The 26,718-nt window shown below is 43.1% G+C and carries 28 protein-coding genes; 24 read left to right on the plus strand and 4 right to left on the minus strand.

What is annotated here, in order from left to right; genetic code table 11:
• Positions 1 to 967 precede the first annotated feature (967 nt).
• Positions 968 to 1,633: a YoaK family protein gene (locus tag OAG1_RS06350; protein WP_338624991.1), complete on the plus strand. Its 666-nt coding sequence runs from the start codon at positions 968 to 970 to the stop codon at positions 1,631 to 1,633.
• Positions 1,634 to 1,666: 33 nt separating this feature from the next.
• Here the strand turns inward: OAG1_RS06350 and OAG1_RS06355 are convergent, their stop codons facing one another.
• On the minus strand, positions 1,667 to 3,655 hold the full coding sequence (locus tag OAG1_RS06355; protein ID WP_338624993.1) for a methyl-accepting chemotaxis protein: 1,989 nt from the start codon (positions 3,653 to 3,655) through the stop codon (positions 1,667 to 1,669).
• A gap of 641 nt (positions 3,656 to 4,296) precedes the next feature.
• On the opposite strand from OAG1_RS06355, the gene OAG1_RS06360 reads away from it, so the two are divergent.
• From OAG1_RS06360 to pstB, 13 genes are all read left to right on the plus strand, one after another.
• The gene (locus tag OAG1_RS06360; RefSeq protein ID WP_338624995.1) at positions 4,297 to 4,761 is read left to right on the plus strand and encodes a hypothetical protein; all 465 of its coding nucleotides are present in this window, start codon (positions 4,297 to 4,299) and stop codon (positions 4,759 to 4,761) included.
• Positions 4,754 to 5,338 carry a flavodoxin family protein gene (locus OAG1_RS06365; protein WP_338624997.1) on the plus strand — a complete coding sequence of 195 codons (585 nt, stop codon included), beginning with the start codon at positions 4,754 to 4,756 and terminating at the stop codon, positions 5,336 to 5,338. Before OAG1_RS06360 ends, OAG1_RS06365 begins: the two co-directional genes overlap by 8 nt.
• 10 nt (positions 5,339 to 5,348) lie before the next feature.
• Positions 5,349 to 6,236 carry a signal peptidase I gene (gene lepB / locus OAG1_RS06370; protein ID WP_338624999.1) on the plus strand — a complete coding sequence of 296 codons (888 nt, stop codon included), beginning with the start codon at positions 5,349 to 5,351 and terminating at the stop codon, positions 6,234 to 6,236.
• 202 nt (positions 6,237 to 6,438) lie between these two features.
• Positions 6,439 to 7,752, plus strand: coding sequence for an extracellular solute-binding protein (locus OAG1_RS06375; protein ID WP_338625001.1), 1,314 nt, complete (start codon positions 6,439 to 6,441; stop codon positions 7,750 to 7,752).
• Positions 7,753 to 7,838: 86 nt separating this feature from the next.
• Entirely contained in the window at positions 7,839 to 8,465 is a 627-nt protein-coding gene (locus OAG1_RS06380; RefSeq protein WP_016402875.1) for a metalloregulator ArsR/SmtB family transcription factor, read from the plus strand.
• On the plus strand, positions 8,458 to 8,901 hold the full coding sequence (locus tag OAG1_RS06385) for a hypothetical protein (RefSeq protein WP_338625005.1): 444 nt from the start codon (positions 8,458 to 8,460) through the stop codon (positions 8,899 to 8,901). Before OAG1_RS06380 ends, OAG1_RS06385 begins: the two co-directional genes overlap by 8 nt.
• A gap of 21 nt (positions 8,902 to 8,922) precedes the next feature.
• Positions 8,923 to 9,462 carry a DUF924 family protein gene (locus OAG1_RS06390; protein ID WP_338625007.1) on the plus strand — a complete coding sequence of 180 codons (540 nt, stop codon included), beginning with the start codon at positions 8,923 to 8,925 and terminating at the stop codon, positions 9,460 to 9,462.
• 109 nt (positions 9,463 to 9,571) lie between these two features.
• Positions 9,572 to 11,311, plus strand: coding sequence for a L,D-transpeptidase family protein (locus tag OAG1_RS06395; RefSeq protein WP_338625010.1), 1,740 nt, complete (start codon positions 9,572 to 9,574; stop codon positions 11,309 to 11,311).
• Positions 11,312 to 11,573: 262 nt separating this feature from the next.
• Positions 11,574 to 12,032, plus strand: a complete 459-nt coding sequence (locus OAG1_RS06400; RefSeq protein ID WP_256471421.1) for a DUF882 domain-containing protein — start codon at positions 11,574 to 11,576, stop codon at positions 12,030 to 12,032.
• A gap of 217 nt (positions 12,033 to 12,249) precedes the next feature.
• On the plus strand, positions 12,250 to 13,065 hold the full coding sequence (locus OAG1_RS06405; RefSeq protein ID WP_152781665.1) for a phosphate ABC transporter substrate-binding protein: 816 nt from the start codon (positions 12,250 to 12,252) through the stop codon (positions 13,063 to 13,065).
• Positions 13,066 to 13,142: 77 nt separating this feature from the next.
• Positions 13,143 to 14,078: a phosphate ABC transporter permease subunit PstC gene (gene pstC, locus OAG1_RS06410; protein ID WP_152781663.1), complete on the plus strand. Its 936-nt coding sequence runs from the start codon at positions 13,143 to 13,145 to the stop codon at positions 14,076 to 14,078.
• The gene (gene pstA / locus OAG1_RS06415; protein ID WP_016402867.1) at positions 14,078 to 14,920 is read left to right on the plus strand and encodes a phosphate ABC transporter permease PstA; all 843 of its coding nucleotides are present in this window, start codon (positions 14,078 to 14,080) and stop codon (positions 14,918 to 14,920) included. The genes pstC and pstA overlap by 1 nt, the downstream gene beginning before the upstream one ends.
• A gap of 9 nt (positions 14,921 to 14,929) precedes the next feature.
• A complete protein-coding gene (pstB, locus tag OAG1_RS06420) occupies positions 14,930 to 15,679 on the plus strand; it encodes a phosphate ABC transporter ATP-binding protein PstB (protein ID WP_016402866.1) in 750 nt (249 codons plus the stop codon).
• A 69-nt stretch (positions 15,680 to 15,748) separates the two neighbouring features.
• Here pstB and OAG1_RS06425 read toward each other — a convergent pair whose 3' ends face one another.
• On the minus strand, positions 15,749 to 15,961 hold the full coding sequence (locus OAG1_RS06425; RefSeq protein ID WP_338625020.1) for a DUF1289 domain-containing protein: 213 nt from the start codon (positions 15,959 to 15,961) through the stop codon (positions 15,749 to 15,751).
• 34 nt (positions 15,962 to 15,995) lie between these two features.
• Positions 15,996 to 16,940, minus strand: coding sequence for a tRNA-modifying protein YgfZ (gene ygfZ / locus OAG1_RS06430; protein WP_016402864.1), 945 nt, complete (start codon positions 16,938 to 16,940; stop codon positions 15,996 to 15,998).
• 155 nt (positions 16,941 to 17,095) lie between these two features.
• On the opposite strand from ygfZ, the gene OAG1_RS06435 reads away from it, so the two are divergent.
• Both OAG1_RS06435 and OAG1_RS06440 read left to right on the plus strand, forming a co-directional pair.
• Entirely contained in the window at positions 17,096 to 17,341 is a 246-nt protein-coding gene (locus OAG1_RS06435) for a succinate dehydrogenase assembly factor 2 (protein ID WP_016402863.1), read from the plus strand.
• Between the two features lie 127 nt (positions 17,342 to 17,468).
• Entirely contained in the window at positions 17,469 to 17,726 is a 258-nt protein-coding gene (locus tag OAG1_RS06440) for a hypothetical protein (protein ID WP_338625024.1), read from the plus strand.
• Positions 17,727 to 17,778: 52 nt separating this feature from the next.
• Here the strand turns inward: OAG1_RS06440 and nadB are convergent, their stop codons facing one another.
• Positions 17,779 to 19,392, minus strand: coding sequence for an L-aspartate oxidase (gene nadB / locus OAG1_RS06445; protein WP_016402861.1), 1,614 nt, complete (start codon positions 19,390 to 19,392; stop codon positions 17,779 to 17,781).
• A gap of 202 nt (positions 19,393 to 19,594) precedes the next feature.
• Here nadB and rpoE point away from each other — a divergent pair, with 202 nt between their 5' ends.
• The 8 genes from rpoE (at position 19,595) to era (ending at position 26,718) form a co-directional block, all read left to right on the plus strand.
• Positions 19,595 to 20,173, plus strand: coding sequence for an RNA polymerase sigma factor RpoE (gene rpoE, locus OAG1_RS06450; RefSeq protein WP_016402860.1), 579 nt, complete (start codon positions 19,595 to 19,597; stop codon positions 20,171 to 20,173).
• Between the two features lie 21 nt (positions 20,174 to 20,194).
• On the plus strand, positions 20,195 to 20,731 hold the full coding sequence (locus tag OAG1_RS06455; protein WP_338625028.1) for an RseA family anti-sigma factor: 537 nt from the start codon (positions 20,195 to 20,197) through the stop codon (positions 20,729 to 20,731).
• 32 nt (positions 20,732 to 20,763) lie between these two features.
• A complete protein-coding gene (locus OAG1_RS06460; RefSeq protein WP_338625030.1) occupies positions 20,764 to 21,777 on the plus strand; it encodes a MucB/RseB C-terminal domain-containing protein in 1,014 nt (337 codons plus the stop codon).
• On the plus strand, positions 21,761 to 22,225 hold the full coding sequence (locus tag OAG1_RS06465; protein WP_338625032.1) for a SoxR reducing system RseC family protein: 465 nt from the start codon (positions 21,761 to 21,763) through the stop codon (positions 22,223 to 22,225). The genes OAG1_RS06460 and OAG1_RS06465 overlap by 17 nt, the downstream gene beginning before the upstream one ends.
• A 199-nt stretch (positions 22,226 to 22,424) precedes the next feature.
• Positions 22,425 to 24,224, plus strand: coding sequence for a translation elongation factor 4 (gene lepA, locus OAG1_RS06470; protein ID WP_016402856.1), 1,800 nt, complete (start codon positions 22,425 to 22,427; stop codon positions 24,222 to 24,224).
• Between the two features lies 1 nt (position 24,225).
• Positions 24,226 to 25,140 (plus strand): signal peptidase I, encoded by a 915-nt coding sequence (gene lepB, locus OAG1_RS06475; protein WP_338625035.1) that lies wholly within the window; start codon positions 24,226 to 24,228, stop codon positions 25,138 to 25,140.
• A gap of 7 nt (positions 25,141 to 25,147) precedes the next feature.
• On the plus strand, positions 25,148 to 25,822 hold the full coding sequence (gene rnc, locus OAG1_RS06480) for a ribonuclease III (RefSeq protein ID WP_338626417.1): 675 nt from the start codon (positions 25,148 to 25,150) through the stop codon (positions 25,820 to 25,822).
• Complete coding sequence (gene era, locus OAG1_RS06485) at positions 25,819 to 26,718, plus strand: GTPase Era (protein WP_220718532.1); 900 nt, start codon at positions 25,819 to 25,821, stop codon at positions 26,716 to 26,718. The genes rnc and era overlap by 4 nt, the downstream gene beginning before the upstream one ends.

Raw genomic sequence — 26,718 nt, forward strand, 5'->3', positions numbered from 1 at the left:
AAAAAAACGGAATCTATCGCCAAGTTCTTGGCTAGTTTGAGCGTGTTGTTTTTTTACAAGGGGAGTTAACACCTAGCCAACAGATCGAACGATAAATTCGGGCTAAAGAATCAAACTTATTAATAGAAATATCTATAGCTGTTTTGATGAACAAATCTGGCAGCGTGATGTAAAACATTGAATGGATAAAAAACAATCTACATTTAGAGTTTGTTTCATGTGTTATTGCATAAATATGTGATTTCGATCGCGAGAAGTGTTTGAGGTGATATTGATTTTTTAACAGAGTTATACCAATTTCAGCTTTGTTATAGATATTAACTTATGACTTATATTGGCTGTTTTTATCGTTTTATTTCATTATTATTAATGGTTTATATGTATTCCTGTGCCTGTATCAATGAGGGGCTTTTACCAAGTTCTGCATTTCTTTGTGTTGTTGTTTAAATAAATGATGGTGAATATTTAATGGTAAATATTCATTTTTGTCAATTGTAATGTCCCCAATTTGAGACAGTGTTTTTTAAAGTGAGGCGTGGGCTTGTGAATAAAGGCTGCAAGCGAATAAATTGCTTAGTTCATAAATGTGAAAGGCTTGCGTTGTCTTAAATTTGAGACAGTTTTTTAGTTAAAGCTGAAATACTGCTGAGGCAGTATTGAGGTTAAGGCATCAAAAAGCATCGCGCATAGTTAAGTTGGGATATTAGTCGAAACAATCAAAGCCATGAATGTTCGCTACTGGATTGTTCGGCTCTTTGAATTATCGTTTAAGGCCCATTTGGCGAAGGGGTTTCTTTAACCTTCATCGATTTTAAGAGCGTTATTTTTGCCAAGTCCTTAGTTACCAGAAGTGTTTTGCTTATGTTGTCACTACTCTGGCACTTATTACTTACTTCGGTAAGGCCTGGTTGTTTGGTAAACTTTTGTTCGCAAGGATTAAAAACGCGTATAAGTTCAAGGAATTGCTGTGATCTCTAAGTTACCTCGCTGGGTTGAGTATGGAACGTTTTTGTTAGCGTTGAACGCTGGTTTTATTAACGCAGTGGGCTTATTGGGATTTAAGCACCAGTCGGTTTCCCATTTGTCTGGAACGGCCACTTTACTGGGCACGGGAGCAATGAGTGCTGGCTTTAACGACTTGTTATATTTGTTTGGCGTGTTGTTTAGCTTTGTTATGGGCGCTGCAGTTTCTGGCTACTTTTTACGGGGTGAAGCGTTAAAGTTGGGGCGTAATTACAGCGCTCTACTTTGCTTAGAGGCAACGTTTCTTTGTGGTGCTAGCTATCTACTAATCGGTGACTTTTCTTATGGAATCTACTTAGCATCCGCCGCTTGTGGTTTACAAAATGCCTTGGCAACTACCTACAGTGGCGCGGTTGTCCGCACCACTCACGTTACCGGTATATTTACCGATTTGGGGATTATGTTGGGGGCTGTTCTTCGTGGTGACCCATTTGATAAACGGCGCGCACTGTTGTTCTCACTCATTGTGCTAGGTTTTATACTCGGCGGCACTTTAGGGGCACTTGGCTTTGCTAACTTGGCGTTTTACTCTTTATTGATACCAGCTGGAGTATGTTTGTTTTTGGCGCTGTTCTACTCGGTCTATAAGGCTAAACATAAAGCGGTGTGATTACCGCTTTATGTTTATGTAAAAGCCGTTTGTTTATCCCAGCTTAAACCTAGATAGTTCGCTTAGCTGTTGCTGAGACTGCTGCTGCAGAGCATCGCTAATTTGCTGGGTTTGGTTAGCATCTCGGTTGGCCAGCTCGCTCAGTTCGACAATTTTCTCAACGTTGTTTGCTACTTGTACCGCTACAGTGTGTTTATCCTGGGCGTTATTAGCAATGTTCTCGCTACGCTGTTGAATAGCGCTTAGCAGTTGTGCAACTTGCTCTAGCTGTTGAGAGCTTTGCTCTGCTTCGTTGATACAGCTTCCCACCATGGTTTCGCCTTGTACCATCATGTCCATAGCGTGTTGAGCGCGGCTCTGTAGTTGCTCTATCATTGTTAGAATTTCTTGCGTGGCTTCGCGGCTGCGAGTAGCTAATCCTCTAACCTCATCGGCAACGACCGCAAAACCTCTGCCTTGTTCGCCTGCGCGGGCAGCTTCGATAGCGGCGTTTAAGGCTAATAAGTTGGTTTGTTCGGCTATGCCTTGGATAACATCAACGATACGGTTAATGTCATCACTTTGTTGTTTAAGCTCGCTCACTTGTTGGCTGGCATCTACCACGGTGGTTTGTAGTTGATTTGTTGTGGCTAAAGTCGATTGCGCGGCTTGGTGGCTTTGCCCAGTAAGTTGATTTACTTGGCCAATGTCGTCACGGCTTTGTTGGGCTTGCTCAGATACTTCGTTAACACCCACTTCCATTTGGCTTACCGCAACGGCAACGAGCTGGCTTTGATCTTGTTGCTCTTGAATCACTTTATGTGAATGCTCACTGGTTGCTAAGCCGCTCTTGGCGCTGGCAGCAAGTTGCTTTGCGTTATTGCTCATTTGGCTAATTACCTGATTCATTTGGGCACTAAGCTCATGTAAATGAGTGGCTATTTGACCAAATTCATCGTGGGCATTTACACCTTCAACTGTTCTAAAGTCACCATCTACCATGCGTTTAATTTGAGCCAGGGTATTTGCTAGCGGTAAGCGAATTTGCCTGCTTACGTTCCAAGCTACAAAGAGGGTTATAGCAATTGACAAAAGCAGCACTAGCCCTGTTTGCAATAGCGCAGAACTTGAGCTTTGTTGAGCTTGTAGGTGAGCGGCTGCAATGATTTGGCTTAGCTGCTCAGAGATATTGTCGAGCAAGTTTAGGGCTTGGTCTGTTTGTTGGTTTAGTGTTACTAATTGCTCGTTTTGACGACTCAGAACTAATTGCTGATTTTTTAGATTGCTAAATAAGCCGTTGTTAGCAAAGGCTTGTTTGAGTAACTCGAAATAGCTGGTTAACTCCTCACCACTGGCTGGATCTAGCTTGAGCAATTGTTCCTGCTTTTGCTGAAGAGATTTGTAATAACTAGATACCACACTAAATTGGGAGTCAAACTGCTGCGCATTTTGAGCATAAAACAGTTTCTCGAGAGAGCCTGAAAACGCCGCTATGTCGGCTTGCATGCCGGTTACAACCCATTCGGCATTCTCTTCTACCATTTCAATCATAAACTCCATATCACCCGCAAAGTTTTTCCACTTTTGATTAAAGTTTTGACGCTGATTGGTTAACAACTGTTGTGCTTGTTGCGCTTGGTTGGCCAAGGTTAACTGCGTTTGGCTGGTGGTTTTAATGCTATTAAGGTCTTGGTCTAATTGACTTAAACCACTCACTATTTGCGGGTAAGGTTGGGCTAACTGAGATAGGGACTCGATACGTTGGCTGTAGCTGCTAAATAGGCTGGTAACTTCCTGTTCTAGTTGCTCTGCTTGTTGGCGGTTTTGGCTATTGCTGTGTAAGCCAACTTTGCGCGCCGAGTTAAGCAATAATCCCGATAGTTGATTCACTTGCTCTGCCATTGGCGCTAAGCGGCTGACGGTTTGATCAAGTTGGCTTTCTAGTTGTCGCATATTAAGTTGGCCAATTAGCGCAACAATCAACAACAACGCAAGTAGCACAGCAAAACCAAGTAATGTGCGGGTTACAACTTTGAGTTTCATGATACAGATCCCTGTTAGTATTCCTGCTGCTCCCAAGCCAAATCAGTTACTATAAAGCTAGCCATAGTTATTAGTATGGTTCACTAATTTACTGATTTTTAGGAATAATTATTACGATTCGTTCGTATGACTAATTAGTACCATAAGTAATATTGGTTGACCAGATAATGAATTGTAAAATATACAAAGGCAGGTCGATAATTTTTAACTAATGCTTTTAACCTAGTTCAATACTCTGCTTGTTGTGTTCATGAAAGGTCGGGAAACACTACCGTTAAACCTAGTATCTCTGAACTTGGTTTTTAGTTTAGCTAGTTTTTATGTTTGTTATCGTGGTGTTGAGGTAAGTAGTAGATACAGCGCTTATTTTTGATAAAAAGTGTTTTTTTGGAGCTGTACTGATGCTTTTCTCGATTGAACATGCGATCTTAAGCAATTATTGCACTTGTAAGAAAAGCATTATCAAATCAAAGGTATAGAATGCTTTGAAAGGTGTATTAAGGGCTGTTTATTTTTCGAGCTTATTTTTACAGCAATTTAACCGAAAAAGATAAATAGCTCCTAGGCATTTCGATTGGAGTGCTGCGTAGTTTTTGCTAATGAATATAAGTGTGAAATGGAGCTCTGCTTTAAGGATGAAAATGAGAAATTTACTTGTTGCTATTGCCGTAAGCTGCTTACCGACATTAGCTTTTGCCAGTGTGTGTTCTAAAGAAGGTTTTGCCGAAGCTTCCAGCAGCAACCAGCGTATACACCAAGACATTCAAACTTTGAGTAAACAGTATGTGGCAATATGTTCTTGGGACTATGACATGCCTCGCGACAAAGTATGTAAATTGTTTACCGATAAGAGAAGTCAACTCGCTTTAATTAACCAAGTGCCTCTCAACACAGTATTAGATAATGCCGAAAAAGCTGCAGAGCAGTGGTATTCGGTGCATGAGACCTGCGTTAGTGAAGGCAATAAAAGTAATGCAGATCTAGCCTTTAAAGGCTATGAAGAAAGCTTTGAGGTTTACACCAACTTAATTAATGAAATAGATATTCGTTATAAGCAAACCTGCCAGCAGCAGGTTGAAGCTAAGGTCGAGGAGTACTGTGACTAGAGTACAGAAACTTAAAGTTGCGGTGGTGTATTTTACTAAAACCGATGTAACTGGCACTTTAGCTAAAGCCCTACAAGCTGGTCTTGCTGAGTCATATTCAATAGAAGTTGTCAGTATTAAAATTCAAGGTAAGCAAATAGTAGAAGGGCGCTTTTGCGCTCCTGAAGTATTTGAACAACTTGTCGATTGTGATGCAATTATCTTTGGTTCACCCACCTACATGGGCGGAGTAGCAGCACAATTTAAGGCTTTTGCTGACGCAACAAGTGAGCTTTGGTGTAAGCAACAATGGGCAGGAAAAGTTGCCGCTGGCTTTACTTGCGGCAGTGCGTTAAATGGTGATCAAACCAGTACTTTGCAATACCTAGTAACGCTCGCTAATCAACATGGTATGTTGTGGGTAGGTTTAGACTTAGTTAGTGGTTACGATCAACGAGAGTTAAATCGCTTAGGGTGTCAGCTGGGTGTAGTAGCCCAATCAAGTAATGGAGAGGTTCACCCAAGCGATGTTGCAACTGCGCGTTATTTAGGCCAACGGGTAGGGTATCTGTTGAAAAATACTTCCGAGAAAGCTTAAAGGAGACTAAATGGAATGGAAGCCTAAATTTTGGATATCATTTCTATTAGGAGTAATAGTCCAACCCTTTGTATTCCTTTACTTAAATCGCCTTGGCTTATTTTGCTTGTACTTGTGCGTTTCAATTTTTACTGCCATTGTCGATTGGTATTTTTCAAGCTATTTAACATTAGGACTGGTGTTAGTTATTGTTATTCATAGCTACTTCATTGTTAGGCATTACAATATTTGCTTGCCTAGAGCATGGTTTTCCAAATGGTGGGGCTTAGTCGCTATTCACGCTGGAGTGTTGATATCGGTCACCTTGTTTCGAGCGTTTTTATACGAACCTTTTACTATTCCCGCAAGATCCATGAATCCTAGTTTATCGGTTGGGGATTACATTGTGGTGGAGAAGCAAGGTTACGGAACTTATGGTACTTTCGGGGTAATCTTTGTAGATAACGACAAGGTGAAGCCAGAACTGATGTTAAAAGGCAGTGTTTACGCATTCTACCCACCAAACATGGATGCGCCCCACGTTGCACGCTTAATTGGCTTACCAGGAGATAGAATTAGCTTTAAAGGTAGCGATATACAGTTAAACGGAGAAGAATTGTCTGTAAGCTTTGTATCTGGCACAACTCATGCTGAAACCTACCAAGAAGTGTTAGCCAATTATAGCTATTTAATACAAAGAACTATTGGTGCTTCTCACTCTTTTAGTGACGCTTATGTGATCCCCGATAATGCCTACTTTTTTGTCGGAGATAATAGGGATAACTCAGTAGACAGCCGTTTATACGGTGCTGTTGATGGTAATCGTATTCTTGGAAAGCTAGCGTTAACACTTAAACCCAATGACTTCACATTAAAAACGTCTCTGTCTGAAAGAACTAAGGAGGGTGAAGAAAACTGATTTGCTTTACCGTAGTTGAGTTGTGATGTTTCTACAGAAAATTGAATATGTTGAGTGCCAATAAGTAATATTCATAAATTTGTGTGTTTGGTTTAAAGCAACTTGTTGTGTGCCAAAGAGCTGCTATAACTATAGTTAAATCAATATTTTCCATGGCAATAAGCTAACAATTGGTGCTGCCTAACGCGCTTGCTTTTGCTTAATGATTAGATTATTTGAACTGGCAGACTTAGGGAGTATTGGCGCCTTGAAACATTCGTCTAAGTGGCTAACGTTCTTGTTGCTCTTGTGTTTACTCATTGGCTCTTGGCAAGTTAAAGCAAAGCATGAACTAGATAAACAATACTCGCTCACCTTGGTACTAATGCCCAGTAGCGGCAAACAGCGACAAGCCTACAAGCAGCTTATTGAACGCTTTAGTACTGCCTACCCACATGTTGAGGTGGGGACACAGGTTTACGAAAACGAATACTACAAAAAGAACATTGAAGACATCATGAAGAGCAATGATGGCGAAGGTGATCTGTTTTTTTGGTTTGGTGGTGAGCGGCTTAGAGCATTGGCTAAGAATGACCTAATTCTCGATATCTCATCGTGGTGGCAACAAGCCAATTGGGATAATACTTTCAGTTCGGCTGCTAAACATGCTTCCCAGTATCAGCAACACTATTACGCCCTGCCAATAAATTACTACCAGTGGGGCTTTTATTATCGGCAGTCGATGATTCGCTACCAACCCGATACTTTTACTAGCTGGCAGCAATTTCTGATGAGTTGCCAAAGCTTTGCCAACAAACAACAACACTTAGTCACCATTGGTAGCAAAGAAGCATGGCCGGTGGCTGCTTGGTTTGACTACCTTAATTTGCGCATTAATGGCTTGGCATTTCATCAACAGTTGCTGGCTGGAAACATCGCGTTCACCGATAAACGAGTGGTGCAGGTTTTTAATTACTGGCAACAAGCTATCGATGCTGAGTGTTTTGTGCCAAACAGTGATGAAATGGGCTGGAAACAAGCGCTACCAGCAATGTATCGTGAAAAAGCCGCGGCAGTGTTAATGGGGAACTTCTTTCTCGCGACCGTGCCCGATAGAGTGCGTAATGATTTAGGCTTTGCGGCGTTTCCCCCGGTGCTTGAAGGGCAGAAGCAATATGAAGAAGCGCCTATTGATGTCATTGTGGCGCACCCACAAGCAAAAACTAATATCGCCGCTTATTGGTTTTTAGATTTCTTGTCCAAGGGCGATGCCTTAGTTGAGCTTAATCAGCAATTGGGGAAAATTAACCCCTTGTCTAGCAGTAAGGGCAGTGAAGATCGGTTTATTCAAGCTGGCACTCAGCTGTTAAATAGTGCCAAAGGAGTGTCGCAGTTTTTTGATCGTGATAGCCCTAAGCAATTTGCCTTGCCTGCTATGGATATAATGGTGGAGTTTTTGGAAGGTAGAGTTACTGCTTCTGAAGCTCTTGAGCAACTAGAAGCTCTGAGAACTAAAGTTTTTAAAAGTATTCACTAAGTGGCTTGTTAGCTTAATAAAGTGCTAGCTTTACAAAGCCGGTTGCAATGACAATAATGTGCTTAATAAAGGCGCAGGACAATTGCATGAAAACCACAGATAACATCTTGTATCGAATAAAAAGCCAAGGTGGGCTTACGGTAAAGATGTTAGCCGAGCAGCTTGATATCACAACCATGGGCGTTCGCCAGCATCTACAAAGTTTGGAAAGTGATGGCCTAATTGAACATTTCGACAAAAAAGTAAAAGTAGGTCGGCCTACCCGATATTGGCAGTTAACCGATAAAGGCCATGGACGCTTTCCTGATTGCCACAGCGACTTAAGCGTTCAGCTAATTGGCGCGGTGAAGCAAGTATTCGGTGAATCTGGCTTAGAGCAATTGGTTAGTCATCGTGAGCAACAAAGTTTTAGTGCTTATCAGCAAGCGATGGACGGCATTACCAGTATTGCCGACAAGTTAGAGCTTTTGAGTAATAAGCGTAGTCAAGAAGGTTATATGGCTAATTGGCAGCGCCAGCAAAGTGCTTACCTGTTTGTTGAAGATCATTGCCCTATTTGTATTGCAGCTACCGAATGCCAAGGTTTATGCCGCTCTGAACTAGATATGCTGCAGAAACTGTTTAGCGAATGCGAGGTAGAGCGCACCGAACACATTGTTGCTGGCTCGCGTCGCTGCGCTTATACCTTAACGCCTTTGGATGGTTATGAATAAGTTTGTGGTTGGATTCTGCACCGCGTTATTAACAATGCTAAGTAGTGTTAGTTATGCCTGTGAGTTGCAAGCTATTCCAGTGGCAGAGCAGCGGTGGGGATGTGGTTGCAGTTACTATTTCCCTTCCAATCTTCCGATTCGTCCAGACATTGTGTTGCAAACCGCTCTTGATGGAACTCATCCCATTATGATGCGCGAAGGCAAACTAGTGAGTTTATGGGGAGCAAAAGAGAGCCCTTTGTTAACTCAAGCTGGATTGAGTTTAGCTCAAAATTTTCGCTACCAAGCGACAGCAATAACAGTAGAAAATCAAGTTCGCCCTGGCTGTACTTGGGGAGAACAAGGCTGTGAAGTTGTAGGGTATATAAGTCAAATTTCCACTTTCGAAAACTACCAGCAATGCCAGTGGAATTTACAAGGTGATTGCGGCTGTTAGCCAATGAACAAAGAGGCAAGTATGGCTTATCAAGACGTTTTAGATTTTTGGTTTGAACAGTTAAGCCCTCAACAGTGGTTTAGTGTAGACGCTAAGCTTGATGAGCTCATAAGTAATCAATTCTCTGCTTTGTTGCAACAAGCTGTCAGTGGTGAGTTATTTACTTGGCGCGAGCAAGCGCAAGCAAGCTTAGCAGAAATCATAATATTGGATCAGTTCTCAAGAAATATTCATCGTGGTCAAGCTGGTGCGTTTGTTAACGATTCATTAGCTCTATGCCTCGCGCAGCAAGCCGTAGCAAAAGGGTTTGATCAACAGCTTAATCTAAGCCAGCGCAGCTTTTTATATATGCCGTATATGCATAGTGAATCCTTAGTTATTCACCAGCAGGCAGAGCAGTTGTTTAAGGCACCGGGGTTAGAAAATAACTATCAGTTTGAGCTAAAGCATAAAGTGATTATTGAGCGCTTTGGACGCTACCCACACCGTAATCAAATACTTGGTAGAGAGTCTAGCCCTGAAGAAATCGCCTTTTTAGCAGGGCCCGACTCTTCTTTCTAAATGATCTCAATAACTTAAAATTGTGACATAAAATTGTCATGTTTTTTTGTGCTGCCAATACCAGTTAGACACTAAGCTTAAAGGGTGTTGTTTGGTGTTGGAGTAGCCAGTGAGCAGGTTGTTGTTGGGCATTTTTGTGAGTTGTTTTAGTTTGCATCTTCATGCAGCGGTAAGCTTGCTTGGGCCTAACGAGCAAGCCAGTAATGTGTTTAAGCAAGCCAATCAAACTCATCTTGATACTGACAATTTGCAATCGGCTATTAAGGGTTTAGATACTTCTCCAAATAGTGAATTAGGTGTAGGAGAGCGCTTATTAAGTCGCTTAAGTTGGCCAGTTCAAGCCGGTAGAGAGTCAGCCTTGGTACTTAAGGCAGAAGACTATCAAGTTCGTTATCCAGATCTTCAACAATCCATTCAATATTTTCATCCCGATTCACTTTGGTATGGTTACCCCCAGGCGAGAAATACCCGTGACCAACTGCAGTGGATGTTGTTGGAATTTAGTTTAGCGGGTGGTCCAAAACAGTTAAGTGATTGGCTGGCGCAAATAAATGCAATAAACAACGATAACCCTCAGTGGGAAGCCTTATATACCGATGCCTTTTTGGGCTTAATGGCATTTTGCCAGCAGTTAATGCGTTTAGATTATGCCCAAAGTATGGCCTTAAACAACATTACTGCTACGCCCCTGGTGATACTAATTGATGAACCGTGGCTGGCTCACTTAAGCCGAGCAGATTTGTATCAGCAGTTAAGTAGTATGCGCGGTGAACTGAATATTGAGCGTTTGCGTTATCGTCAGCAGATTTTGCATTGGTTAAATGTGCAGCAGCAGCGAAAACAACAAGTGAATATTGCAAGTGGACCGCTGATTAGTTTAAACAGTCGCGATTGGCGGGTGCCCTTAATTCGCCAGCGCCTTGCTGAATTCGATATCGCTAATCAGTTTGCTGATTTGCAATTAGATACGATGGACAAAGACACTGTAATTGCGTTAAAGCGTTTCCAAACGCAGCATGGTTTAAAGGCTGATGGCATAGTAGGGAGCGATACCTTGTATTGGCTAAACTTTAAGCCAGTGAATCGCTCTAAAATGTTGGCCAGAAATTTACTGCGTAAGCAGTTACTCGAGCGCTTTATGCTCAGCTCTAATCAGCAGCGTATTATGGTTAATGTGCCAGCTTACCAGATGACCTATCTAGATAAAGACAGTGAGGTCTTTCAATCTAAAGTGGTAGTTGGCAGAGCTTCACGAGCTACGCCTTTATTGGTGAGTGAAATAAGTAGTGTGGTGATAAACCCTTATTGGAACGTGCCAAGAACCATTGTTCGTAAAGATATTATCCCTAAGCTGCGTCGTGACCCTGCCTACGTTGACCAGCAACGTTTTGAGTTGTTTGACTATCAGGGGCAAGCCGTGCTCAGTGAGCAAATTGATTGGACAAGAGTTAAAGACACTGGCGCTTTTCCTTATCGTATGCGCCAGCGCCCAGGACCTGGTAACGCACTAGGTGCTTACAAGTTTCATTTTGATAATCAGTTTGCGGTTTATTTACATGATACCTCTTCACCGGAACTGTTCTCTGAACAACAGCGGGCTTTTAGCTCCGGCTGCGTGCGGGTTGAGGCGGCTGATTACCTAGCAGAGACTTTGCTCAAACAGGCGGGTTATAGCGAACAGTATAAACAGCGTTTGATTGCTAAAGGTGAGCCTAAATGGGTTCCATTGAAACAAAAAGTACCTGTTTACTTGGTGTATTTTACCTCGTGGTTTGATGGTAGTGGCGGGCTACATTATCGAAAAGATATTTATAATTTTGCCTCTGCGGATTCTTTTTTAGCTAGCTAGAAAATTTAGTTTAAACAAACGACTAGCTAGTATCTGTAAACGTTCCTTTTCCAAATGGTATGACTAAAACCTAGAGCTTTGTTTGCTTTTTAGGCTGTTTGTCGGTATTTTTCTCCGAATTGATTGTTTTTTGATCCATTTGGAGTGAGTGTTGATGTTAGACCGAAATATAAAACGGCGGTCGTTGTTGTTAGGGTTAGGCGCTGGGTTAGTCGGTCTTGGAATACCAAAAAGCTATGCGAGTTCTAGTATTGCGAGGGAATTGCCGGGAGAGCGCTTTCTAAGCATGACCAATTTACATACCAACGAAAGCTGTGAGGTATGTTTTTGGAAAAGTGGTGAGTTTCAAGACAAGGAAGTAGGGCAGTTGGACCAATTGTTACGTGATTTTAGACGTAATGAAGCCACCGAAATGGATAAGGCCTTATATATGCAAATGGCCTTGCTGCAAGATCGCTTGGGCGGAAAGGTGCATTTTGACATTATTTCTGGCTATCGTTCACCAGCAACCAATGAGATGTTGCGGAAAAATGGTGGTGGGGTTGCCAGAAAAAGCTTTCATATGACCGGACAAGCCGTGGATCTGCGAGTTAAGGGGCAATCTCTAGCTAAGGTACACCAACATGCGCTTGATTTAAAACTAGGTGGCGTGGGCTATTACCCTGCTAGCGGTTTTATCCACTTAGACACCGGAAGGGTGCGCAGCTGGCGCGGGTCTTAATACTTAGGGCGAACTGCTAATGCTGTGTTCGCCCTTTTCTTTGTTAAATTTTAGTCATAAAAACCACTTTAAATATAAAATCCAAATAAAAACTCCAGAATAAATCCAAAAAATCTCCTATTAATTCTTTTTGTAATCTATCTGTCATATTTGATTGTTTCAATGCATCCCGACTTAGACAAATTGATTGTTATTTTTAATTGCAAAGAGAAATGTTATGAAAACCAAGTTAATCACGGCATTAAGTGCTGCTTCTATGTTGTTTGCTACTAGCGCGTTTGCAAGTAACACTGTTACCGTTTCTGGTTCTACTTCGGTATCAGGAATCATGGAAGTATTAGCTGAAAAATACCAAGCAACTCAGCATGACGTTGTTGAAGTTCAAAGTACTGGTTCTTCTGCAGGTATTCGAGCTGCTAAAGAAGGCACTAGCATGATTGGTATGTCTTCTCGTGATGTTAAAGATTCTGAAAAGAATGAAGTAACTCAAGAAATTGTTATGGCAATGGACGGAATTGCAGTAGCTGTAAACAATGCTAATGAAATAAAAGATTTAAGCATTGAACAGGTTAAAAAAATCTACATGGGTGAGATTAATAACTGGAAAGAAGTAGGTGGCGCTGACCAACCTATCGTTGCAGTTACTCGTGAAGTAGGTTCAGGTACTCGTGGTGCATTTGAAGACATTATGGGTCTAACTCGTAAAATTAACGATGTAACTGTTACAGCTATCTCTCCACGTGCACAGGTTGCTAGTGGTAATGGTGCAATTAAAACGTTAGTGGCTAACAACCCTTACGCTATTGGTTTCATCTCTTTAGGTTCTGTTGATGACTCTTTAGCAGCAGTATCTATTGAAGGTGCAGCAGCGACTAAAGACAACATCAAGTCTGGCTCTTACGGTATTGCGCGTCCATTCGTATTGTTGGTGAACAACCAGCCTGCTCCTGAAGCTCAACAGTTCCTAGATTTCATTATGGGTACTGATGGTCAAGCGATTGTTGCTGAAGAAGGCTACATCGAAGTTAATTAAGCTTCCCATTTGGAACGAAGAAAAGAGGCATTGTTTAATGCCTCTTTGTTGTACGTTGATTTTGGAATAATTTTAAAATGAATCAAACGATTGCTGCTCCAACTCAAGAATTTGAGTTGAAAAATTCTGCGCTATTAGAAGCGCTTAGCCAGTCTTCCCAAAAGGTCGACTGGGTTGGTCGTTTCTTTAACTTGCTGTTTTTGGTCAGTGCACTAATTGGTGTGCTATCGGTGGCGACTATTGGCTACTTCTTGGTGCTTGAGGGCTTACCGGCCATTCAGTTTGCCGGATTAACCAACTTCTTACTTGGTGTAGATTGGTATCCGCCAGCTTTATATGGCATTGGAGCCATGATTGTTGCGTCGGTAGTATCGGCCTTAGGTGCGGTAGTTATTGGCGTGCCAGTAGCCTTACTAACGGCAATATTCTTAGCTGAAGTTGCGCCGAAATGGTTGGCTAATATCATTCGCCCTGCCGTAGAGCTGCTAGCTGGCATTCCGTCGGTAGTATATGGTTTCTTTGGTTTGGTTATTATTGTTCCGGCAATTGAATCAACGTTTAATGTTCCTGCTGGTAGTACTTTGTTAGCTGCCATCATTGTTTTGGCGGTGATGATTTTACCTACCGTAATCACTATTGCAGAAACGTCTATTCGCGCGATTCCTCGTACCTATAAAGAAGGCTCTTATGCTTTAGGTGCTTCACCTATGTTCACCATTTTTAAGGTGATGTTACCAGCTGCTCGCTCGGGGATTTTGGCTGGCGTAGTACTGGGTGTGGCTCGCGCAGTTGGGGAAACCATGGCAATTATTATGGTGATGGGTAACTCAACGGCTATGCCTGGTTCATTGTTAGATTCAGCCCGTTCGCTTACCGCCAACATTGCATTAGAGATGTCGTATGCTACTGGCATTCACGCCAGTTCTTTGTATTCAACGGGTATTGTTTTATTAGTATTTGTGATGATTTTGAATACCAGCTTAGTGGTATTAAACCGTAAGAGGGTGAAGTAATGCGCCGCCGTATTGAAGACAGAATTGCGCTTAGCCTTATTTGGGGCGGAGCCGGCATGACTATTTTATTCTTGGTATGGATGCTTTGGCATATTTTAAGCAACGGCTTAAGCCATGTTAGCTGGGAGTTTATTAGCTCTGCTTATACAACCGTTGGCAAAACCTCGGGTATTTTCTCGATGATTGTTTCAACCATTTACATGGTTGGATTGTCTATCGCAATTGCCGCACCTATTGGCATTATGACCGCTTTATACCTGACCGAATATGCAAAGCCAGGTAGTAAATTAGTTAAGGTTATTCGCTTCTGTACTGAGTCGCTAGCGGGCATACCGTCGATCATTTACGGTTTGTTTGGTATGACCTTCTTTGTAGTTACTTTAGGTTTGGGGTTCTCTATTTTGTCGGGCGCCTTAACGCTAGCTATTTTGATTTTGCCAGTGATTATTCGTACTACCGAAGAAGCACTAATTGCGGTGCCTCAAGCTTATCGCGAAGCCTCTTATGGTTTGGGAAGCTCACGTATTTACACAATTTGGCGTGTAGTACTACCGTCGGCAATGCCGGGAATTGTTACCGCAGTTATCCTAAGTACTGGTCGAATTATTGGTGAATCTGCACCGGTATTCTTAACCGCGGGTATGGTAACTCGCATCCCTGAATCAGTGATGGATTCAGGTAGAACTTTAACGGTTCATTTATACAAATTAACTCAAGAGTTGTTCACCGTTCATGAATGGAATCAGGCTTATGCAACTGCAACAGTACTGATTGTTTTAGTACTGCTTATTAACCTAACAACTAAGCTGATCGCTAGCCGATTCAACAAAGCTTCTTACTAAGAGATTGATATGAATAAGTTTGACGTTAACCAACTAGATCTACATTACGGTGACACTCACGCCCTTAAAGGGATTAACTTACCGATCCCTGAAAAGAAAGTTACCGCGTTAATTGGCCCTTCTGGCTGTGGTAAATCTACTTTATTGCGAACGTTAAATCGTATGAACGATTTAATTGAGAACGTAACCATTAAAGGTGACGTAAAGCTCGAAGGCAAAGACATTTATCAAGATCGCAATGTTGCAGCGCTTCGGATGAAGGTGGGCATGGTATTCCAAAAAGCGAATCCTTTCCCAATGAGCATTTATGAAAATGTAGCCTACGGCTTGAAAGCCCAAGGTATTCGTAATAAAAAGATCCTTGATGAAACGGTAGAGACAGCGCTACGCAGTGCAGCTTTATGGGATGAAGTAAGTGACCGCTTAAATAGCCCTGCTTTTGGTTTATCTGGTGGACAACAACAGCGCCTGTGTATTGCGCGCACCATTGCGATTCAACCAGACGTGATTTTGATGGATGAGCCAACCAGTGCCTTAGATCCTATTGCTACTCACAAGATTGAAGAGTTGATGGACGAGTTGCGCAAAAAATTCACTATTGTGATTGTGACGCACTCAATGGCTCAAGCTAAGCGTATTTCAGATAAAACCGCCTTCTTTTGGATGGGCGAGTTGGTTGAGCATGGCGATACCGACCAAGTATTCAATGCGCCAGTGGATGAGCGAACTCGCGGTTACGTGAATGGCGATTTTGGTTAGGTATTAGACAATTAAATAAAAGCCGCAGAGCTATGTTCTGCGGCTTTTTTGTATCTAAAGTATGGCTTTCTAGCGCTTAACAATACTGTGGTTAAATTGCCATTGTGGCGCTAGTTTTCGGCGTTGTTCACAGCGCTGCAAAATCGCTTTTCGAGATGCATTGTCAGAACCACTCCAAGCGCAAATCTCATCGAGGTGGCGAAAGCAGCCAACACAAACATCATCACCGTCAAGGGTGCATTGCCTAATACAGGGCGAATCAATAAGTTTGTGTATTTCCATGGCTAGGCAATCTCTACAGGCGCTTAATACTAGTTTAGTCTACTAAGCTGTAGGGCAGTTGAGCGATGGTATACAAGCTTTGCTCATCGCCTGCTAAGCGAAACTTAGCTTCTGCATCGGTATCGTTGTTTAGCACTGCCAATAGCTCTACGTAACCCGGTTCTAACTGAACTGCTTGCAATACTGTACCTTTGCCGCGCCAGTTGTCACCCATTTGCTGTTCTAGTCTATCTCCAGCTTTAGGCAATGTAGCACCGTGACCTGCTAAACGTAACGAAGCGCGTTTATTTGCCCCGCGATACTTGGCTCGAGCAATGGTTTCTTGGCCGGTATAACAGCCCTTAGAAAAACTTAAGGCGTTTAAATGCTGCAAGTTAAGCGCTTGAGGAATAAATTGCTGCTGAGTTGCCTGTTCAATGGTGGGTAAACCAGAAACAATCTGCAGGGCACGCCAAAGCTCATTGGCATCAAGATCACTGTTAGGAGCATCTGCCCCCCAATTGTTATCTTCTGTGATCACCAAGTAGCGGCGTTTCGGGCCATCAATATGTACACAAATACCTTGCTCAATTAGGCCGCCATGGCTGGCAATTTCTTCACCAAATTGCTCGGCAATATAGTGAGGCGCTTCGGCTCCCATTACCGCTACTGTATGTAATGTGGATTCGGTTTCGATATTTACCTTCGAAAACACCGCATACTTTTTCAGTTCTTTTAACTGCGACTCTGCTAAAGATGCTGGTTGCAAGTAAAGGTAGTCTTGCTCCAAGCGCAGTAGACGTAATACCGACCACATTTTTCCAGTAGGATCACAGTGAGCAGCCAAGCTTTGTTGGCCTGGTAATAGGCTATTTACATCGCAGCTAAGTTGGCCTTGTAAATAACTTTGGGCGTCTTCGCCACTTACTCTAACTAGGTGCCACTGATCCAAAGGTTGAACCAATAATGGAGGAAGAGTACATAAAGTTTGTTGAGACATAGTCGGCTTCCGTTGAGAGCTAAGTCAAGCTTATAAGGGTGTAATTTTGTTGTTGAAATGGTATCTTCGTCAATACTTTTACAGCACTACTTATAAGGCTTTTAGTCGAAATAAGTTGATGCTGACCAGTGTAACTCATGTCTACAAGGAACAACATGCAGGAAAATAAATCACGTTTAAAATGGGCTTGCCGTCGTGGGATGTTAGAGCTAGATGTTTTGTTTATGCCCTTTGTTGATGAAGCCTACGATGAACTAAGCGACGAGCAAAAGCTTACCTTTAAACGCTTACTAGCTTGTGACGATCCTGATTTATTCGCTTGGTTTATGGGCCATAAAGAATGTGAAGATGCACCGTTAGCGGCTATGGTTGAGCATATCCTTAAGCGTGTCAAAGTGTAACTTTTCGGCTCATCGTTCACGCAGTTACTTGTACTTGATAGCTGCGAGTGTGCTTTTCCAAGGCTTGGTTTTAAGCCTCTTTCCTCAGCTAATACCGCTTATAGTTTTTTGTCTGTTAACCAGTGCAGTGCTTGTCTCTCATTGGTGGCATTATCAGCCTAGTGGCTACTTCAGCCCTGACAAAGTGGTTTTTGAACAACAAGATGAGCAACTTGAATGCACATGGTCAAGCTATTCTCGAGTTGCATTTGGCTGTTGTTTAGTGATTGTATTTGAGCAAGATGTACCTAAATGTAAACTGATTTTTGCCGACAGCTTGCCAGAGCATATTTATCGCAAATTGTGCTTTGTGATTAATTTCCCTAAGGCGGAAGTAAGCCTTTAACTAAGCAAACTTATGGCTACAAAAAAGGCTTACCTATGTAAGCCTTTTTTAATTACCTTTCGTTATCTTCTTCTTGATAAAAGGTATTAGGGTCGAGAATGGTTGGTTTGATTTTATCCAACTTATCTGGGTAATCTAAGTTGTAATGCAGGCCGCGACTCTCATGACGGCGCATCGCACAGCCAACAATTAATTCTGCTACTTGCAGCAAATTACGCAGCTCCAACAAGTTATTACCCACTTTAAAGTTTGAGTAATACTCAAAAATTTCTTGCTGCAGTAAGTGAATGCGGCGCATTGCTCGCTGCAGACGTTTGTTGGTGCGAACAATGCCTACGTAGTCCCACATAAATAAGCGTAGTTCATGCCAGTTGTGGTTAATGATGACCTCTTCGTCGGAGTCGCTTACTTGGCTGTCGTCCCAAGGCTGAATGCTGTTACATAACTGCACTTCGTTTAAGTGCTGCTTGATGTGCTCACTAGCCGCGTGTGCGAATACCACACATTCCAACAGCGAGTTGCTGGCCATGCGGTTAGCGCCATGCAGGCCAGTGTAGGCCACTTCACCAATGGCGTATAAGTTGGCTAAGTCGGTTTCGCCTTGTAGGTTGGTGACTACTCCACCACAGGTGTAGTGAGCTGCAGGAACCACCGGAATAGCTTGTTTGCGGATGTCGATCCCCAGCTCTAAACAGCGCTTTAAGATAGTAGGGAAATGCAGCTCGATAAACTCATCATCGCGGTGGCTAATGTCTAAGTAGACACAATCTGCACCTAGTCGTTTCATTTCATAATCGATAGCGCGTGCTACTACATCTCGGGGTGCTAGCTCTTCACGAGAGTCAAAGTCTGGCATAAAGCGGCTGCCATCAGGACGTTTTAGTAACGCGCCTTCGCCGCGCAGCGCTTCGGTAAGCAAAAAGTTTCGCGCTTCTGGGTGAAATAAACAGGTTGGGTGGAACTGATTAAATTCCATATTGCCTACCCGGCAGCCCGCACGCCAAGCCATGGCAATGCCATCGCCGCTACTTACATCTGGGTTACTGGTGTATTGGTAAACCTTACTTGCGCCGCCAGTAGCCATTGCCACAAACTTGGCTTTAACTACCTCTACACGCTCTTTATTGCGGTTCCAAACATACGCGCCAACCACTTTTTTCTGCTCGTTGTCAGTTTCGGTAATTAAATCAACGGCGTTGAAACGCTCTAGCAACGTAATGTTAGGGTGACTTAATACCGCACGTACTAAGGTTTTTTGTACTGCTTTACCGGTGGCATCGGCAGCATGCAAAATACGACGGCGGCTGTGTCCTCCTTCACGGGTTAGGTGGTACTTGGCCTCGCCATTGGTGGCGGTTTCTTGATCAAAAGGAACGCCTAGATTAATTAGCCAGTCAATACATTGCTTGCTGTTTTCTGCGGTGAATTTAACCGCATCTTCGTCACATAAGCCATCACCTGCGATCAAGGTGTCATTGACATGTTCTTCTACGCTGTCATTCTTATCGAATACAGCAGCGATGCCTCCTTGAGCATAATAAGTAGAACCTTCTTTGAGAGGTCCTTTGCTCAGTACGTGGACTTTGGCATAATCAGCTAAGTTTAAGGCCATAGTTAAGCCTGCAGCGCCACTGCCTATTATTAGAACATCGCTAGTGTATTCCATTAGATGCGCTCTTATACGTAGTTAAAAGAAAAATTGGAGTATAAGCTAGTTTAACTGAAACTTACGCAAGTTTGCAGTGTCTCACAGAGGCGCAAAAATTTTATTTGGTTGGAAGAGAACTTTTTTGAAAACAAGCAGTCTGAAGAGATGTGCCGCCAAAAAAGCTACCGAATCTCAAGCATTAGGAGGACGGTAGTTACAAATGTCAGAACAGTGGACAGATCAAACGTTGGTCGAAAGAACGCAACGTGGCGATAAGGCGGCATTTAATTTGTTGGTACAAAAGTATCAGCATAAGGTAGCAAACCTTATATCACGCTATATTGTGAATCACGGGGATGTAGCCGATGTAACGCAAGACGCGTTTATTAAGGCTTACCGTGCACTACCAAACTTTCGAGGAGAAAGTGCGTTTTATACATGGTTATACCGAATTGCAGTAAATACTGCTAAAAACCACATTGTTGCTCAAGGTCGTAGACCGCCTGCAAATGATGTGGATGCTGATGAAGCAGAGTTCTATGATGGCGCAGATGCTTTGAAAGAAGCCGACACTCCAGAAACTTTGTTGTTATCCGAAGAAATAAAAGAGGTAGTTTTTGCTACAATGGAAGGACTACCTGATGATTTGCGCACTGCAATTACTCTTCGAGAGATAGATGGTTTAAGCTACGAAGAGATTGCCAATGTAATGGATTGTCCTGTCGGGACCGTGAGATCACGGATTTTCCGAGCAAGGGATGCAATTGAAAAGCGAATACAACCGCTTTTAAGTAGGTAACTTTGGGGATTGATGACTAATATGGCAAATAAAGAACAGTTATCCGCACTGGTTGATAACGAATTAACCGACGCAGCACTGTTAGATCTGTTAGCCAATGAGCCGGAGCATGCAGAGCAGTGGAGTAATTATCACTTAATTGGTGATGTACTTCGCGGAGAAACTCCCAAGCAAATCGATATTGATATTGCTAGTGGTGTAGCTGCTGCCTTGGAGCAAGAGCCAGCGATTGTAGCCCCTAAACCTCAGGCGGCCGAACAAAAAGAATCGTCAGTACGTGTTGTTCGATTCTTTAAATATGCTGGGCAATATGCAATTGCTGCATCGGTAGCGGTAGCTGCTATTATTGGTGTTCAGCAGTATTCATATCAAGCCAACGATGCTGACCAACCTTTACCCGTATTTAGCACAGTACCGGTGGGCGGAGCTGTAGCACCAGTTAGCTTACAGTCTAACCCTCAGCCTCGTGAGCTAAGTGAAGCTGAAATTGTGGAACAGCGTAAGCGTATTAGCGCCTACTTACAGGACCATCGCTTCCAGCAACGAATTGTAGAGTAATTAATTAGCCTATGCGCTTAAAGACTATCTCGATGCCAGTAATCTTATTACTGGCATCTTTTTCTGTTTCAGCAGAGTCCCCCGTAACCACCTCTGATGCCTTGGCTACCTCAGTTAGCCAAACCAGCCCTGCGGTGAGTTTATTACACAATTACCAACAGGCTTTTCATCAGCGTCAGTATGAGCTTTCTTATATTGTGGTTCGCCAAGGGCACATCGAGCCAGTGCGCTTAATTCACGGAGTGGTTAATGGGGTAGAAGTTGCCCACCGCGTGTACTTAAACGGCCCTGCTAATGAAGCGGTATACCGTGAAGGTACCGTAGCGTTTTTTGAACCAGGGCAATCACCTTACAGTTTGGCCTCAAGTCGTTTACCCGGCATGTTTGGCAATTTAGCGGCGGTAAAACTGGAAGATTTACAAAGCAATTTTGACTTAGTGATTGCGGGTAAAAGCCGGGTTGCCGGTCGACCCGCACAGGTGATGCGCATAGTGCCTAAGTCTTCCGATTTGTACGGTTTATACCTATGGATTGATTACGCATCTCACTTACCCTTGCGTCTAGATGTGGTTGATCAAACAGGTGAATTGATTGAACAGCATATGGCTGTGACGCTGGCTGAATATGAAAAGCCCAGTGAATGGATGACAGAATTGGCCAGCTTAGAGTTGCCTAGCACCGTAATGGGTAAAGAATCGGTAGATAAACAAGAGCACCAAATTAATTGGCGCTTGGGTTGGTCACCTAAAGGGATGAAGGTCGCCCAAAAAGAACAGCACTCCTTGGCGGCGATATCAGAATCAGTTGATTACATAAAGCTTAGCGATGGCCTGTTTGATATTTCGGTTTATGCCAATGCCGTTGGTAAGACTAACCCCTTACGTGAGCAACTGGTTCGACAAGGTGCGACCAGCCTACATACCGTTGTACGTAAAGGCATAGAAATCACCGTTGTTGGTGAAATTCCACCAGAAACCGCCTCAAAAATGGCCGATTCTGTAACTATTGGTCCTTACTTCGAGAAGCCCATTGAGCCGGCCCAGTAATTCCGCATTAATCATTGAAACAGCCAAGGTTGTTGAGGTAAGTGGCGGTTACGCAAAAGTTGAATGCGTAAGTAAAAGTGCTTGTGGCAGTTGCGCCAGTGCAGACAATTGCGGAAATAGCGCAATAGCTAAAGCCTTTCCTACTCGGGTTCATCAGCTTCAGGTAAAGCTTACTGAAACGGTTGAGGTGGGGGACCAGATAGAGTTAGCCTTGAACGCCAAAAACATGCTGCAAAGTGCATTGCTTGTTTATCTTGTTCCCATTGCCATGCTGATTATAGGCGCAGCACTCGGTAAATTTATCACTATGCAAGGCTTTGCTGGTGAATGGGCTATTGCCATCTGCACCTTACTAGGTTTAGCCCTAGGCTTTTTATTGGTTCGTGGCTTTACTCGTTACTTTGCACGGCAGCCACGATATCGCCCCAAAATGCATGCTAAGCAATAAACTTCTTTTAGAAAACGCCCTGCAATGGGCGTTTTTTGATTTTAGGGAATACAAAACAATTATTAATTTAAGCCTGCATTTTTTTTGGTTCTGGGTGGATTGTGGTAGTATCCGCGTCAACGATATAATGCGCGATTGCTGCATTTTTAAGAAAAGCGAATCCTAATTCGCGTATAGATGATTTTTTATAGGTAAGCTCTTGATAAATAAGAATATTCGCAACTTTTCGATTATTGCCCATATCGACCATGGCAAATCGACCTTATCTGATCGCCTGATTCAACACTGTGGTGGATTGAGCGCGCGCGAAATGGAAGCGCAGGTTCTTGACTCTATGGACTTAGAGCGCGAACGCGGAATTACCATTAAAGCACAAAGTGTAACCTTGGATTACACCGCTAAAGACGGTGAAACCTATCAGCTTAACTTTATTGATACTCCAGGACACGTTGACTTCACTTATGAAGTGTCACGTTCACTGGCGGCATGTGAAGGTGCTTTACTGGTTGTTGACGCTGCGCAAGGCGTAGAAGCCCAAACCTTAGCGAACTGTTATACCGCTATGGAAATGGACTTAGAAGTTATTCCAGTACTAAACAAAATTGATTTACCACAGGCAGATCCAGACCGCGTAGCGGAAGAAATTGAAGATATCGTAGGTATTGATGCCACCGATGCAACGGTTTGTTCAGCTAAAACAGGCCTAGGTATTGAAGATGTATTAGAAACCATTGTGCGTGACGTACCGCCACCCGAAGGTGATGATACGGCACCGCTACAGGCGCTAATTATTGATTCGTGGTTCGATAACTACCAAGGCGTTGTATCGCTGGTACGTATTAAAAGCGGTGAGTTAAGAGCAGGCGAGCGCATGACAGTAATGTCTACTGGTCAAGCGCATGTGATTAACGAAGTGGGGATTTTCACCCCTAAACAAACCAATACCGGAGTATTAAAAACCGGTGAAGTAGGTTACGTAATCGCCGGTATTAAAGAGATTTTGGGCGCACCGGTTGGTGATACCTTAACTACCCAAAAAAATGGTTCTACCGAAGCCTTGCCTGGATTTAAAAAAGTAAAGCCACAGGTATACGCGGGTTTGTTTCCTACCAGTTCTGATGAGTATGAAAACTTCCGTGATGCGCTAGCTAAGTTAAGCCTTAACGATTCTTCGTTATTTTATGAGCCAGAAAACTCTACCGCTCTAGGTTTTGGTTTCCGTTGTGGTTTCTTAGGCATGTTGCACATGGAAATCATTCAAGAGCGTTTAGAGCGTGAATACGATCTTGATTTAATCACTACAGCGCCAACCGTAATTTACGAAGTAGAGATGAATAAAGGCGAAGTTATCTACGTAGATAGCCCTGCTAAGTTACCACCAACGAACAATATTGCTGAGATTCGCGAGCCAATTGCCGAAGTAAATATTCTGGTTCCTCAAGAATACTTAGGGAATGTAATCACCCTTTGTGTAGAAAAGCGCGGCATCCAAAAGAACATGGCTTATCACGGTAAGCAAGTTGCTTTAACTTACGAAATACCAATGGCTGAAGTGGTGTTGGATTTCTTCGATAAACTTAAGTCTACCAGCCGTGGCTATGCGTCTTTGGATTACAACTTCAAGTACTTTAATGCTGCTAACATGGTGCGTGTAGATATCATGATTAACGGCGATAGAGTTGATGCGCTAGCTTTGATTACTCACAAAGATCACTCTGAATCTCGTGGGCGTCAGGTAGTTGATAAGATGAAAGAGCTTATTCCGCGCCAAATGTTTGATATCGCGATTCAAGCATCTATTGGCATGCACATTATTGCTCGTTCTACGGTTAAACAACTTCGCAAAAACGTAATTGCCAAGTGTTATGGCGGTGACGTGAGTCGTAAGAAGAAGCTGCTAGCGAAGCAGAAAGAAGGTAAAAAACGTATGAAGCAAGTAGGCAACGTGGAAGTGCCTCAAGAAGCGTTTTTAGCCGTACTTCATATTGGTAAGGATTAACATGGCCACAATATTTCCGCTAATTCTGGTAATTGCTACGTTTGTTACGGGCATTATTTGGGCCTTAGATAAGTTTCACTGGGAAAAGCAGCGCGAACTTAAATTGCAAGATGCTCGCACCGCTGCAGGTGGCGAGTTACCTAACGATGCAGAAGAAAAGATAACCACACCGCCAAGCTGGATTGAGAATGGTCGCTCGGTGTTTCCGGTTATTGCGATTGTGATGGTGCTGCGTTCATTTATTTACGAGCCTTTCCAAATTCCTTCTGGCTCGATGATGCCCACGCTGTTAGTGGGCGACTTTATCTTGGTTGAAAAGTTTGCTTACGGCTTAAAAGATCCAGTTACTCGTAGCACTATTGTTGAAACTGGTTCGCCTGAACGTGGTGATATTGCGGTATTTAAGTACCCTCAAGATACCCGTATTGATTACATTAAGCGCATTGTTGGCTTGCCTGGCGACAGAGTGATTTATCGCGGTAAGCAGCTGTTTATTCAACCTAAGTGTGAAGCTAAACCTTGCCCTGAGCTAAAACCTGTACCCTTGGATTTTGAAGTTTCGGGGCGTTTTAAACAAGGTCCAATGGCTCTAGAGAATTACCGAGAGAGCCTAGCAGAAGTTGAGCACGAGATTTTGATAAATCCTGCAGCACCAGATCGTGTGCAATACTTTTATCAACAGCCGGGCACGGCTAAAGATGAGTGGATTGTACCAGAAGGCCACTATTTAGCCTTCGGTGATAACCGTGATAATAGTACCGATAGTCGCTACTGGGGTTTTGTATCAGACGACCACTTAGTGGGCAAAGCGGTAGCAATATGGATTAGCTTTGAATTTGAGCGTGCTGAAGATTCAGTATTACCGGGATGGATACCCACAGGTGTTCGATTTAATCGCATTGGCGCGATCAAGTAGGTAGATGATGATTAGCTCAAACCCAGAACGCTTGCAGCGTGCTATAGGGTATACATTTAAAGATGACAGTTTATTGCACCTAGCGCTTACTCACCGCAGTGCTGGTGGTGTACATAACGAACGTCTCGAGTTTTTAGGGGATGCTGTGCTTAGTTGGGTAATTGCCGACGAGTTATATCACCGCTTTCCTGATGTGTCGGAAGGCGATTTAAGCCCCATGCGCTCAACCTTAGTAAAGGGGAAAACCCTAGCTGAGTTAGCGCGCAGTTTTGAATTAGGCGAGTATATTAAGCTTGGGCCTGGTGAGTTGAAAAGCGGTGGTTTTCGCCGTGAGTCAATTTTGGCCGACGCCGTTGAAGCTATTATTGGCGCAGTATATTTAGATAGTGGTAACGATAGCGCCAAAGAAATGCTTTTGCGTTGGTATAAAGATCGCTTAAATACTATAGAACCAGGCCTTAGCCAGAAAGATCCTAAAACTAGATTGCAAGAAATACTGCAGTCTAGAAAGCAAGCCTTACCTGATTATCAAGTCGTTGAAATTAAAGGCGAAGCTCATAATCAGCAATTTACCGTAAGCTGCTCAGTAGAAGGTTTGGAAAAGCCGGTTATTGGGATTAGCACTAGTCGCCGCAAGGCCGAGCAAGTGGCGGCTGAACTGGTATTGGAGCGTTTAGTATGAACTATGATACCCGTTGTGGCTTTGTAGCCATTGTTGGTCGTCCAAATGTGGGTAAATCGACCTTACTGAATGCTATTTTAGGCCAAAAGGTAAGCATTACATCTAAAAAGCCACAAACTACGCGCCACCGTATTTTGGGCATTGATACCGATGATATTTATCAAACAATTTTTGTTGATACGCCGGGATTACACATTGAAGAACAGCGGGCAATTAACCGCTTAATGAACCGAGCAGCTACCAGTTCGCTGGGCGATGTTTCGATGGTGATCTTTGTGGTTGAAGGTACCAAGTGGAACCCCGATGATGAGTTGGTTTTAGGCAAGTTGCGCCACTTGAAAGTGCCAGTTGTTTTGGCAATTAACAAAGTGGATAACGTGCAAGAAAAAGAAGAGCTGTTTCCGCACATGCAAATGATGCAGGAGAAATTCGACTTTTCTCATATTCTGCCTATTTCTGCTAAGCAGGGAAAAAATGTTGAACAGCTGCGTGAGTGGGCACAGCAAACCTTGCCAGAGAACGTGCACTTCTTCCCAGAAGATTACATTACCGATCGCTCTTCACGCTTTATGGCGGCAGAAATAGTACGTGAAAAGTTGATGCGATTTACTGGCCAAGAATTGCCATATTCTACCACCGTAGAAATTGAGCAGTTCAAAATGCAAGAAAACGGTGTTTACCAAATTAACGCACTTATTTTGGTAGAACGCCCTAGCCAAAAGCGCATGATTATTGGCAGTAAAGGCGATAAGTTAAAAACCATTGGTAAAGAAGCTCGTCTAGATATGGAGCGTTTGTTTGATAACAAAGTGTTCTTGGAGATGTGGGTTAAAGTTAAATCTGGTTGGGCTGACGACGAACGCGCTTTGCGTAGTCTAGGTTACGGAGACGAATAA

The sequence above is a fragment of the Agarivorans sp. OAG1 genome (assembly GCF_037076485.1).
In the GTDB taxonomy this organism is placed as follows: domain Bacteria; phylum Pseudomonadota; class Gammaproteobacteria; order Enterobacterales; family Celerinatantimonadaceae; genus Agarivorans; species Agarivorans albus.